The organism is Streptomyces sp. NPDC048424, from assembly GCF_040651555.1.
Classification (GTDB): domain Bacteria; phylum Actinomycetota; class Actinomycetes; order Streptomycetales; family Streptomycetaceae; genus Streptomyces.
The window spans coordinates 160,855-173,531 of sequence record NZ_JBEZKE010000012.1 but is presented as its reverse complement, the minus strand read 5'-3'; the positions used below and the strand labels follow the sequence as shown (position 1 = coordinate 173,531).

Sequence of the window (12,677 nt, the reverse complement as noted above, 5' to 3'; positions counted from 1 at the left end):
GACGGCCGGATGGGCCGGAGGGTTTGACGGCCGACCGGCTGACGGCATGACGGCTTGACGGGCGAGGGCCCCCTGCACACGGTGCGGGGGGCCCTCGGTCGTTCGCGGTGCTGACCTACTTGAACTTGCGGCTGACGGCCTCGAAGACGCCCTTCGCCTCCGAACCCAGCCGGGGTCCCGCCAGCCAGCCGGCCTTGGCCGGGCCGATCGAGGTGTTCGACACCAGCGCCGGCTTGCCGTCGGCGCCCGCCGCGACCCAGCCGCCACCGGAGGCACCGCCGGTCATGGTGCAGCCGATGCGGTACATCGCCGGGTCGGTCGCGTTCAGGGACAGCCGGCCCGGCTTGTCCGTGCACTGGAAGGCCTTCTGGCCGTCGAACGGAGCCGCCGCCGGGTAACCGGTCGCCGTGATGCTCGCGACCTTCTGCACGGCCGGCGCGGCGAACTCCACCGGGAGCGCCGAACCGACGATCTCCTCCAGGGACTTGCCGCTGCCCTTCTCGGGCGTCACGTGCAGCACCGCGAAGTCGAACGGGGCACCCGCGCCACCCGTCGGACCACCGGTCGCGATCCACTGGTCCGAGGTCTGCGCCCAGTCGCTCCACCAGACGCCGTACGGGGCCACCTGCTCGCGCGGCGCGCCCTTGAGCTGCGCCGACGGCTTGCCCGCGTTGTTGTAGGACGGAACGAAGGCGATGTTGCGGTACCAGCCGCCGGACTTGCCCGCGTGCACGCAGTGGCCCGCGGTCCAGACCATGTTCGACTTGCCGGGGTGCGCCGGGTCCTTGACCACGGTCGCGGAGCAGACCATCGAGCCCTCGGGGCCGTCGAAGAAGACCTTCCCGGACTCCGGAACGCTCTGGTGGTAGGGCGCGTTCGCCGGCTTGGCCGCCACCGGGGCGGGAGTGGGGTCGGTGACGCCCTGGTCCTTGCCCGCGTCCGGGTCGACGGCCGGGCGCTGCGGCTGCTCGGCGTCACGCATGCGGTCCGGGTCCCACAGGCCCTCGATGATCGGGTTGATGTAGTCGCCCGCCTCGCGGAGCCAGTCCTCCCTCTTCCAGTTCTTCCACTCACCCCCCTTCCACTTCTCCAGGTCGATACCGCGTTCCTTGAGCTTCTCCTTGAGCTGGTCCGGGATCTTGATCCCGTCCGGGCCCGGGAGGCTCGCCGCCACGGTCGGCTTGGCGTCGCCGCCGGCCTCCTCGTCGCCGGGGCCGCAGGCAGCTGCGGTCAGCGCGAGCGCGGCCGCGCACAGGATCGCGGTGACCGGTCGGTTCGGTCGCATGTCGTTCGTCCCCCTGGTGGTTTCGAGGCGTGGAGTGCAGCCCCCCACTATGCCGCTGCCGCCCAGGACGACACAGGCCGGGGCCGTGGTTCCTGTTGCTCGCCCCTTGCGTGCCAAGGATCTTGGGGCCACCCGTGATCCGTCGGCGTCACCGTCGTTGGTACGTACGGGGGATGGGGGAGCAGCGTTGGTGTTCGAGGGGCAATCCGGAAGAGCGTTCAGTGCGGGAGGACCGACACTCGTGGCTTTGACCGAGCCGGCCGCGGCGGCGGCCGCGACACAGATCCCGCCGCAGGAGCCTCAAGTGCCGCCACGGGGCGGCCGGGTGCAGGGGCCCGGCGGATGCGGCGGCTCCGTCGCCGCAGACGGAATCCTGCGCAGGCAGGCGCAGCGGGAGTCCGCCGCCCGGACGTACGCGCGCTCCCTGCCCATCGTCCCGGTGCGCGCCCGCGGGCTGACCATCGAGGGCGCCGACGGCAGGCGCTACCTCGACTGCCTCTCCGGCGCCGGCACCCTCGCCCTCGGACACAACCACCCGGTGGTACTCGAAGCCGTCCGGGGAGTCCTCGACTCCGGGGCCCCGCTGCACGTCCTCGACCTCGCGACCCCGGTCAAAGACGCCTTCACCACCGAGCTGTTCACCAACCTCCCGTCGGAGCTGGCCGCCGACGCGCGCATCCAGTTCTGCGGGCCGGCCGGTACGGACGCCGTGGAGGCCGCCCTCAAACTGGTGCGCACCGCGACCGGGCGCTCCGGGCTGCTCGCCTTCACCGGGGCCTACCACGGCATGACCGCAGGGGCACTGGACGCCTCGGGAGGCGCCCCGGACGTACGGGTGACCCGGCTGCCGTACCCGCAGGACTTCCGCTGTCCGTTCGGTGTCGGCGGCGCCGAGGGCGCCGAACTCGCCGCGCGCTGGACGGAGCACCTGCTGGACGACCCGAAGGGCGGGGTGCCCGCCCCGGCCGGCCTGATCGTCGAACCCGTGCAGGGCGAGGGCGGGGTCATTCCCGCCCCGGACGCCTGGCTGCGCCGGATGCGGGAGATCACCGCCGCGAGGGGCATCCCGCTGATCGCCGACGAGGTGCAGACGGGCGTCGGCCGCACCGGAGCCTTCTGGGGAGTCGACCACGCCGGGGTGGTGCCCGACGTGATGGTCCTGTCCAAGGCGATCGGCGGCAGCCTGCCGCTCGCGGTGATCGTGTACCGGTCTGGCCTGGACGTCTGGGCCCCCGGGGCCCATGCCGGAACCTTCCGCGGCAACCAGCTCGCCATGGCCGCCGGAACCGCCACGCTCGCCTTCGTACGCGAGAACCGCCTCGCCGAGCGCGCCGCCGTCCTCGGCGAGCGGATGCTGACGGCCCTGCGCGGGCTGGCCGCCGACCACCCTTGCATGGGGGACGTCCGGGGCCGGGGCCTGATGATCGGCGTCGAACTCGTCGATCCCGAGACCGGAGCCGCCGCACCGGCCCTCGCCGCGGCCGTCCGCCAGGAGTGCCTGGACCGCGGCCTGATCGTCGAACTCGGCGGCCGCCACGGCGCCGTGGTCCGCCTGCTCCCCCCGCTCACCCTGACCGACGAGCAGGCCGCAGCGGTCCTGGACCGCCTGGCCGACGCCATCCCGGCCGCCGCCCGCCGCACCCACTGACCAGCACCCCGAGGACCCGCGATGCCAGACCCGCACCAGTCCACCCATCAGCCGCTCCAGGCACCGGCCCCCGACAGGCCATCACCGTCGGACACCGCCCCCGCCGAGCCGCCGACCCCCGCTCCGCCCCCGAGCCCACTCGAGAACCGGCAGCCACGACCGCCCTCCGCGCCCTCTCCCGACCCCGCTGCTCCGAGCCCGGCAGTGAGCCTTCCGGCCGGCCCCGTCGAAGGCCGACAGCCGTGGGCGGCGTCACCGGCGTCTCCCGACGCCGCCACGCAGCCGCCGGCAACGAGCCCGCCGACAGGCCTTGCCGAGGGCCGACAGGCGTGGCCGCCGTCAGAGGTGTCTCCCGACCCCACCACCCCCGGCCGAGCAACGAGCCCGTCGGCCAGCCTCGTCGAGGACCGCCCGGCGTGTCCGCCCTCGCCAGCGTCTCCCGACGCCGCTACCCCCGGCCCCGCCATGAGTCCTTCGGCCGGCGCGACCGAGGGCCGGCACCGGTGGTCGCCTTCCACAGCGTCTCCCGACGCCACCACCTCGGTCCCGTGCGCGAGCCCGCCGGCGGGCTCGCCCGAGAGCCGGCCGCCACGACCGCCCTCCGCGCCCTCTCCCGACCCCGCTGCTCCGAGCCCGGCAGCGAGCCTGCCGGCCGGCCCCGTCGAAGGCCGGCAGCCGTGGGCGGCTTCACCGGCGTCTCCCGACGCCGCTGCCCCCGGCCCCGCCATGAGTCCTTCGGCCGGCGCGACCGAGGGCCGACACCCGTGGTCGCCTTCCGCAGCGTCTCCCGACGCCACCACCTCGGTCCCGTGCGCGAGCCCGCCGGCCGGCTCGCCCGAGAGCCGACAGCCGCGACCGCCCTCCGCGGTGTCTCCCGACGCCGCTACCCGGGGGCCGGCCGTGAGCTCGATTGACGGGGGGCAGCCGTGGGCGGGTTCGGTGGCGTCTCCCGACGCCGTCGCCACCCCCGGCCCGGTCACGGCACCGGCCGGTTCCGCCGACGGCGGCCCGGCGGCAGTGCCCCCCGCCGCCCCGCTGGGTGCCGAAGGCGGACAGGCAGCCGTGGCCGGCAGACCCGACGGGGCCTCCGCCCACCCGGACGCCGGGCTCCGCCCCGGCCCGTCGGACCAGGCAGGCGGGCCCGAGTCGGAGCGCCCGGACGAGGGCCCGGCGGGGACCCCGGCCGCCCCGCGAGAGGACGCGGGAGGGCCGCTCCCCGCGGCGGCCGCCGGGGCGACGGCCACCGTGCCGCGGCAGAAGGACGGCACACCCAGAGCCCGTTCCGGCTGGTCGGGCCTCCTCTGGTCGGAGCCGGCCGCGCTGCCCGACCTCCTGAACCACCCGGACCCGGCCGTCGCCGCCGAGGCCGCGTCGCTGGAGAACCTGCTCCGGTGCTGGGTCCGCGAAGCAGGGATCAGCCGCGGCCCCGCCGGAACCCCACTCCGCATCCCCCTCCCCGCGTCGGGCACCGCCGCGCTCGTCGCCGTCCGCTACTGGTCCCAGACCGGCTGGCACCGATTCGGCCCGGCCCGGCTCGAAGGCGCCCCCGCCGGCGCACCCTGCCTGGACGCCGTCACCTTCGCCTCCCTCATCGCCCGTGAGGGCACCGGCGGCGGCCGCGGCAGCGCCGACCTCGTCGGCCGGGTCGCCGACTCGGTGCGCCGTACCACCGAGTTCATTGCCGACCGACGCGAACGTCCCACCGCCCCGGCCCCCGTGGGCGGGGACCGCTTCCTCACAGCCGAACAGTCGCTCCTCCTCGGTCACCCCCTCCAACCCGACCCGAAGAGCCGCGAAGGACTCTCCGAGGCCGAGGCACGTCGCTACTCACCCGAACTCCACGGCTCCTTCCCCTTGCACTGGTTCGCGGTCGACCCCTCCGTCCTCGCCACCGAATCCGCCTGGACCGAGCGCGGCCGCCCCGTCTCCGCGCCCCAGCTCCTCGGCCGACTGGCTCCCGGGCTCCCGCTGCCCGATGGCGCCACCCCCCTTCCCCTGCACCCCTGGCAGGCCCGCGACCTGCTCCAGCGCCCCGCCGTCACCGCCCTGCGCGACGCAGGACTCCTGCACGACCTGGGCCCGCACGGCGAACCCTGGTACCCCACCTCCTCCGTCCGCACCGTCCACCGTCCCGGCGACCCCGCGATGCTCAAGCTCTCCCTGGGCCTGCGCATCACCAACTCCCGCCGCGAGAACCTCCGCAAGGAACTGCACCGAGGCGTCGAGGTCCACCGGCTGCTCCGCACCGGCCTCGCCGAGCAGTGGCAGGCGGGCCACCCCGGCTTCGACATCGTCCGCGACCCCGCCTGGGTCGCCGTCGACGCCCCGGACGGAACCCCCGTGCCCGGACTCGACGCCCTGCTGCGCCACAACCCCTTCCGCTCGGGCGACGACGCCGTCTGCATCGCCGCACTCACCGCTCCCCGCCCATGGCCCGGCCGGCCCACCATGAGCTCACGCCTCGCCGAACTCGTCTCCCGCCTCGCCGCCGCCACCGGACGCAGCACGTCCGCCGTCGCCGCCGAGTGGTTCCTGCGCTATCTCGACCACGTGGTCCTGCCGGTCCTCGCCTTCGACGCGCTCGCCGGCATCGCCCTCGAAGCGCACCAGCAGAACACCCTGGTCCTCCTCGACGCGGCCGGTTGGCCGACCGGCGGCCGCTACCGCGACAACCAGGGCTACTACTTCCGCGCATCCCGCCGCGCGGAACTGGAGCAGCGGCTGCCCGGCATCGGCAGCGCCAGCGACACCTTCGTCTCCGACGCCGTCACCGACGAACGCTTCGCCTACTACCTCGGCATCAACAACGTGCTCGGGCTCATCGGCGCCTTCGGATCCCAGCGGCTCGCCGACGAGCGCGTGCTCCTCGCCGCCTTCCGCCGCTTCCTCGCCAAGGCCGCGGGCCTCGGCCCGCTCCCCACACGGCTGCTCGACTCGCCCACCCTGCGCTGCAAGGCGAATCTGCTCACCCGCCTGGGCGGTCTCGACGAGCTGGTCGGCCCCGTCGACACCCAGTCCGTCTACGTCACCATCACCAACCCCCTTCACGATTGACGCGTCGGCGCCGACGCGGAGAAGAGCCCCCGATGCGCTCCACCGACACAACCGCCCACTCCGCCGGATCCGCCACCGACGCCCTCGGCGCCATCGAGGTGGTGGAGCACACCGTCGAACCACGGCTCAGGGCCGACCTGTTGCCCCTGCTCGCCGAAGCCGACCTGCTCGACTCACCGGCCATCTGGGGCAGCGCCGCCACACCCGCCGGAGCCTTCCGCCTCGAACCCGTACGGCCGGGCCGGGACCTGGACCTCCTGACCGGGTGGATGAACGACCCCGAGGTGGCCGCCTACTGGGAACTCGCCGGCCCAGCCGCGGTCACCGCGGCCCACCTACGGGCCCAGCTCGACGGCGACGGCCGCAGCATCCCCTGCCTCGGCCTCCTCGACGGCACGCCGATGAGCTACTGGGAGATCTACCGGGCCGACCTCGACCCGCTTTCCCGCCACTACCCGGCGCGCCCCCACGACATCGGTATCCACCTGCTCATCGGAGACGGCACGAACCGCGGCCGTGGCCTGGGCACCACCCTGCTGCGCGCCGTCGCCGACATGGTCCTCGGCAACCGCCCCCGCTGCACTCGCGTGATCGCGGAACCGGACATCCGCAACACCCCCTCCGTATCTGCCTTCCTGAGCTCCGGTTTCCGCTGCTCCGCGGAAATCGACCTTCCCGAGAAGCGTGCCGCCCTGATGATCCGGGAGCGGGCGCTGCGCAATCTCCTCTGAGTGCCGCCCCGCAAACCCTGACCGTCGTCGCCGCTTCGCACCTCTCCCTTAGAAAACTCTGCGTCGCGCAGCAAAGTTCCCGATCTTCGAGGAGTCCCGTGCCGAATTTCCACGCAGCCCCCGACGCGGCGGAACCCACCGTGCCGCCGTCGCCCCAGCACCCCTGCACGCCGCCCGAACTCAACCCTCCGACCTGGGACTTCGCCGCCCGCCGGATGCTCGCCAAGATGCTCTCCGAGTTCGCCTACGAGGAGATCATCAGCCCCGTCCCCGTCCCCGCCCCGGCCGCCGCCGGCGACGCGTGGACCCTGACCCTCGACGACGGCAGCAGCCTCGGCTTCCGGGCCCGCCGCCGCTCGTACGGCAGCTGGCACGTAGCCCCCGACAGCATCACCCTCACCCCGACGCAGGCCTCCCCCCAGGCACCGACGGGCTCCGGGAACCCGGACCTCTCCGGAAACTCGACCGCCTTCGGGGACCCGTACGCCTTCCTCATCCGCGCCCGCACCCTCCTCGGGATCGACGGCCCCACCCTCGGCCACCTCGTGCGCGAGCTCAGCGCCACCCTCGCCGCCGACGCCCGCATCGACCACACCGCCCTCACCGCCGACGTCCTCGCCGACCTCGACTACGCCGCCCTCGAAGGGCACCAGACCGGCCACCCCTGGCTCGTCCTCAACAAGGGCCGTATCGGACTCTCCGCCTCCGACACCGCCGCCTGGGCCCCCGAGGCCCGCACCCCCCAGCGCCTGCCCTGGCTCGCCGCCCACACCTCGCTCGCCGCCTACCGCGGCACCGCCGGACTGGAGGACCCCGCCCGCCTCTACTCCGCCGAGCTCGACCCCGTCACCCGCGCCGCCTTCGACCAGACCCTGCGCGACCGCGGCCTCGACCCGCTCCACTACCTCTACCTACCGCTCCACCCCTGGCAGTGGGACGAGGTCGTCCTGCCCCTCTTCGCCCCGGCGCTCGCCTCCGGCACCCTCGTGCCGCTCCCTGCCGATCCCGACCTGCGCCTGCCCCAGCAGTCGATCCGCACCTTCCTCAACCTCAGCCGCCCCGACCGGCACAGCGTCAAACTCCCGCTGTCCGTCTTCAACACCATGGTCTGGCGCGGCCTGCCTTCCGAGCTCGCCCTCGCCGCACCCGCCGTCACCGCCTGGATCCACTCCCTCCGCGACACCGACCCCTTCCTGCGCGACGAGTGCCGGGTCGTCCTGCTCGGCGAAGTAGCCTCCGTCACCGTCCGCCACCCGGTCTACGAAGAGCTCCCCGAGGTCCCGTACCAATACAAGGAGCTCCTCGGCGCCATCTGGCGCGAGCCCCTCACCGGCCTCCTCGCCCCCGGCGAGCGCGCCCGCACCCTCGCCTCCCTCCTCCACACCGACCTGCGCGGCCGGTCCTTCACCGCCGAGCTCGTGGCCCGGTCCGGGCTCACCCCCACCGTCTGGCTGCAACGCCTCTTCGCCGCCCTCCTGCCCCCGCTGCTGCACTTCCTCTACCGCTACGGCACCGTTTTCTCCCCGCACGGCGAGAACGCCATCGTGATCTTCGACGAGCACGACGTCCCGGTCCGTCTCGGGGTCAAGGACTTCGTGGACGACATCAACATCACCGACGAGCCGCTGCCCGAGCTGGCCTCCCTGCCCGACGAGGTCCGGGCGGCCCTGCTCACCGAGCCCGCCGACTTCCTGCCCCAGTTCATCCACTCCGGGCTGTTCGTCGGCGTCTTCCGCTACCTCTCGGCTCTCTGCGAGGACCGCCTCGACGTCCCGGAGGAGGAGTTCTGGTCCCTCGTGCGGGCGGAGATCCTGCGCCACCAGGCCCGTTTCCCGGAGCTCAAGGACCGCTACGAGCTCTTCGATCTGCTCGGCGAGCGCATCGGCCGGCTCTGCCTCAACCGGAACCGGCTTTACGAAGACGGCTACCGCGATCGCCCCGACCGCCCGCACGCCGTGCAGCACGGCACCGTACCCAACCCCTTGTACCGGCCATGATTCCTCGTCGGTGCACTCGCTGTCGGTGGGGCCCCGTAGGGTTGGCAGTGCTATGACGAAGCCCTCCCTCCCCGACCTGCTGCACGCCGCCGTCTCCGCCGTCGGCGGCACGGAGCGCCCCGGCCAGGTGGCCATGGCCGAAGCCGTCGCCGAAGCGATCGACGACAACTCCCACCGGCTCATCCAGGCCGGTACCGGCACCGGCAAGTCCCTCGGCTACCTGGTGCCGGCCCTTGCCCATGGCGAGCGCGTGGTCGTGGCCACCGCCACCCTCGCCCTCCAGCGGCAGCTCGTCGAGCGCGACCTGCCCCGGACGGTGGAGGCACTGCATCCGCAGCTGCGCCGCCGCCCGCAGTTCGCCATGCTCAAGGGCCGGTCCAACTATCTGTGCCTGCACCGCCTGCACGAGGGCGCTCCGCAGGACGAGGAGGAGGGCCTCTTCGACCAGTTCGAGGCGGCCACCCCCACCAGCAAGCTCGGCAAGGACCTGCTGCGCCTGCGCGACTGGGCGGACGAGACGGAGACCGGCGACCGCGACGACCTGACCCCGGGCGTCTCGGACAAGGCCTGGTCGCAGATCTCGGTCTCCTCGCGCGAATGCCTGGGCGCGACGAAGTGCGCGTACGGAGCCGAGTGCTTCGCGGAGGCCGCCCGCGAGCGGGCCAAGCTCGCGGACGTGGTCGTCACCAACCACGCGCTGCTCGCCATCGACGCCATCGAAGGCGCCCCGGTGCTGCCGCAGCACGAGGTGCTGATCGTCGACGAGGCCCACGAGCTGGTCTCCCGGGTCACGGGTGTCGCCACCGGCGAGCTCACCCCCGGGCAGGTCAACCGGGCCGTGAAGCGTGCGGCCAAGCTGGTCGACGAGAAGACCGCGGATTCCCTGCAGACCGCGTCCGAGACCTTCGAACGGGTCATGGAGCTGGCGCTCCCGGGCCGCCTGGAGCAGATCCCCGAAGACCTCGGCTACGCGCTGATGTCCCTGCGCGACGCCGCGCGCAACGTGATCTCCGCGATCGGCGCGACCCGCGACAAGTCCGTCCCCGACGAGGACGCGGTCCGCAAGCAGGCCCTGGCCGCGGTGGAGAGCGTCCACGGGGTGGCGGAGCGGATCACCACCGGCTCCGAATACGACGTCGTCTGGTACGAGCGCCACGACCGCTTCGGCGCCACCCTCCGGGTCGCCCCGCTGTCGGTGTCCGGTCTGCTGCGGGAGAAGCTGTTCGAGGACCGCTCGGTGGTCCTGACCTCGGCCACCCTCAAGCTTGGCGGCGACTTCAACGGCGTCGCCGCCTCCATGGGCCTGTCTCCCGAGGGGGTGGAGGGAGACGACGTCCCGGCCTGGCGGGGCCTCGACGTCGGCTCGCCCTTCGACTACCCGAAGCAGGGCATCCTCTACGTCGCCAAGCACCTGGCCACGCCGGGCCGCGAGGGGACCCGCGGCGACATGATGGACGAGCTCGCCGAGCTGATCGAGGCGGCCGGCGGCCGGACCCTCGGCCTCTTCTCCTCCATGCGAGGCGCCAAGGCGGCCGCCGAGGAGCTGCGCGGCCGGCTCGACAACCCGATCCTGCTCCAGGGCGAGGAGACGCTCGGCGAGCTGATCAAGGCCTTCGCCGCGGACCCGAAGACCTGCCTGTTCGGAACGCTCTCGCTCTGGCAGGGCGTGGACGTGCCGGGCCCCAGCTGCCAGCTCGTGGTCATGGACCGGATCCCCTTCCCGCGTCCTGACGACCCGCTGATGAGCGCCCGCCAGAAGTCGGTGGAGGAGCACGGCGGCAACGGCTTCATGGCCGTCGCCGCCACGCATGCCGCCCTGCTGATGGCACAGGGCGCGGGTCGTCTCGTACGGGCCACCGGAGACCGGGGCGTCGTCGCGGTGCTCGACCCCCGGCTGGCCACGGCCCGGTACGGGAGCTTCCTGCGGGCCACGCTGCCGGACTTCTGGTACACCACGGACCGCAACCAGGCCCGCCGCTCCCTGGCCGCGATCGACGCCACGGCCAAGGCAGACGGCAAGTAACAAGGCCGACGGCAGGCAGGGAGTAGGGAGCACTCCGCCGGTCCCCGGCACGGGGAAGCCCCCGGGACCGGCGCAGTGGATCCCGGGGGCCGGATGGAGGCGGCGGGGGTCAGACCCGACGCAGTACCGCGACGACCTTGCCGAGGATGGTCGCGTCGTCGCCGGGAATCGGCTGGTAGGCGGCGTTGTGCGGGAGGAGCCAGACATGGCCGTCCTCGCGCTTGAAGCGCTTGACGGTGGCCTCGCCGTCGAGCATCGCGGCGACGATGTCGCCGTTCTCCGCGACGGGCTGGCGCCGGACCGTGACCCAGTCACCGTCGCAGATGGCGGCCTCGATCATCGAGTCGCCGACGACCTTCAGGACGAAGAGCTCGCCGTCGCCGACGAGCTGGCGGGGGAGTGGGAACACGTCCTCGACCGACTCCTCGGCGAGGATCGGGCCGCCGGCCGCGATCCGGCCGACCAGGGGAACGTAGGAGGCGGCGGGCTTGCCGGTGGTGTCCGTGGGCTGCGAGCTGGGCTGGTCGGAGCCGCGCACCTCGTAGGCACGGGGGCGGTGCGGGTCCCGGCGCAGGAAGCCCTTGCGTTCCAGGGCCATCAGCTGGTGGGCGACCGACGACGTGCTGGACAGGCCGACCGCCTGACCGATCTCCCGCATGGACGGCGGGTAACCCCGGCGCTGCACGGAGTCGCGAATGACCTCGATGACCCTCCGCTGCCGGTCCGTGAGCCCGGAGCTGTCGGCGCGGATGCCTGGAGGTCGACCTGGCAGCGAGCGTGCGGGGCGTACTACGGGCTCCGCATCCGGGTTCAGGTTTGCGTCGTTCATGGCATGCACCGGCTCGAGTCGGCTCTGGGAGCGGTTCTGGGCAGTGATGGTGGCACTGTCTGCGGTGGTGGTCACGTCGGCCCCTCTCGAAATGTTCTCCCTAGCTGGACAACGGTAGTAGCTTTCGAAAGGTTGCGCCAAACACACGTTCGAGTGAAAAATCGTGGATCGTCCGGCGTGGGCATATCAAGGGGTGTATGGACGATCGGTCCACCGAACGCGGGTTCGATCCGACGTTCGTTGCTTACGCTACCCTTCCCGATCGGGTCGTCGCCGTCCGGGCCTGTGCCCAGTGTGGCATCGCGGGGCCTCGTGACCCCCTGACGGACACCACGACACGCAGAGCCACGAAAATCCACTCCAACCCAAGATCTAGTGGTTGGATGAGCGCTGCCACCCAGAAGTAGTGGTCCTGGAGTCTGCTGAGACTCCTGGGATCGCATATGCTGGGGGCTGCTCCACGAGCCCCCGGCAGAGTTGGTTTCCGCCGTTGAGGGGCATGTGGGGTGATTCTGTCGTGCCAAGAGGGAGGGTGAGGGAACCGTGCACTGCCCCTTCTGCAGGCACCCCGACAGTCGTGTCGTCGACAGCCGCACCACGGACGACGGCACGTCGATCCGCAGGCGCCGTCAGTGCCCCGACTGCTCCCGTCGCTTCACGACGGTGGAGACGGCCTCGCTGATGGTGATCAAGCGCAGCGGGGTGACGGAACCCTTCAGCCGTACCAAGGTCATCTCCGGCGTGCGCAAGGCGTGCCAGGGGCGACCGGTCACCGAGGACGCCCTCGCCAAGCTCGGCCAGCGGGTCGAGGAGGCGGTGCGCGCCACCGGGAGTGCCGAGCTGACCACCCATGACGTGGGTCTGGCCATTCTCGGCCCGTTGCAGGAGCTCGACCTGGTCGCCTACCTGCGCTTCGCGTCCGTCTACAAAGCGTTCGACACCCTTGAAGACTTCGAGACCGCCATCGCGGAACTGCGCGAGCCGCGGCCTCATCCCCATGAGTGCGAGCCCGGAGGGACCGCTTCGGTCCCCGTGCCCGCCTCCGCCTCCGACTGATCGGACGGCCCGCGCCGCGATGCGCACGCACCGTGACGCGGCCGGCCGGCCCGG

At 72.8% G+C, this 12,677-nt stretch carries 8 protein-coding genes; 6 read left to right on the top strand and 2 right to left on the bottom strand.

Going from position 1 to position 12,677, the window contains the following annotated elements; genetic code table 11:
• Positions 1-115: 115 nt before the first annotated feature.
• Positions 116-1,285 (bottom strand): hypothetical protein, encoded by a 1,170-nt coding sequence (locus tag AB0D29_RS19405; protein WP_362855613.1) that lies wholly within the window; start codon positions 1,283-1,285, stop codon positions 116-118.
• 325 nt (positions 1,286-1,610) lie between these two features.
• Here AB0D29_RS19405 and AB0D29_RS19400 point away from each other — a divergent pair, with 325 nt between their 5' ends.
• The 5 genes from AB0D29_RS19400 (at position 1,611) to AB0D29_RS19380 (ending at position 10,738) form a co-directional block, all read left to right on the top strand.
• Positions 1,611-2,933: a diaminobutyrate--2-oxoglutarate transaminase family protein gene (locus AB0D29_RS19400; RefSeq protein WP_362855682.1), complete on the top strand. Its 1,323-nt coding sequence runs from the start codon at positions 1,611-1,613 to the stop codon at positions 2,931-2,933.
• Positions 2,934-3,872: 939 nt separating this feature from the next.
• Positions 3,873-5,987: an IucA/IucC family protein gene (locus tag AB0D29_RS19395; RefSeq protein WP_362855612.1), complete on the top strand. Its 2,115-nt coding sequence runs from the start codon at positions 3,873-3,875 to the stop codon at positions 5,985-5,987.
• Between the two features lie 32 nt (positions 5,988-6,019).
• Entirely contained in the window at positions 6,020-6,718 is a 699-nt protein-coding gene (locus AB0D29_RS19390; RefSeq protein ID WP_362855610.1) for a GNAT family N-acetyltransferase, read from the top strand.
• A gap of 140 nt (positions 6,719-6,858) precedes the next feature.
• Positions 6,859-8,715: an IucA/IucC family siderophore biosynthesis protein gene (locus AB0D29_RS19385; protein WP_362855680.1), complete on the top strand. Its 1,857-nt coding sequence runs from the start codon at positions 6,859-6,861 to the stop codon at positions 8,713-8,715.
• A 52-nt stretch (positions 8,716-8,767) separates the two neighbouring features.
• On the top strand, positions 8,768-10,738 hold the full coding sequence (locus AB0D29_RS19380) for an ATP-dependent DNA helicase (protein WP_362855609.1): 1,971 nt from the start codon (positions 8,768-8,770) through the stop codon (positions 10,736-10,738).
• A gap of 109 nt (positions 10,739-10,847) precedes the next feature.
• On the opposite strand, the gene lexA is transcribed toward AB0D29_RS19380, so the two are convergent.
• Positions 10,848-11,642: a transcriptional repressor LexA gene (gene lexA / locus AB0D29_RS19375; protein ID WP_030709636.1), complete on the bottom strand. Its 795-nt coding sequence runs from the start codon at positions 11,640-11,642 to the stop codon at positions 10,848-10,850.
• Between the two features lie 468 nt (positions 11,643-12,110).
• Here lexA and nrdR point away from each other — a divergent pair, with 468 nt between their 5' ends.
• Positions 12,111-12,623, top strand: coding sequence for a transcriptional regulator NrdR (gene nrdR / locus AB0D29_RS19370; protein WP_362801595.1), 513 nt, complete (start codon positions 12,111-12,113; stop codon positions 12,621-12,623).
• The last annotated feature ends 54 nt before the right edge of the window (positions 12,624-12,677 follow it).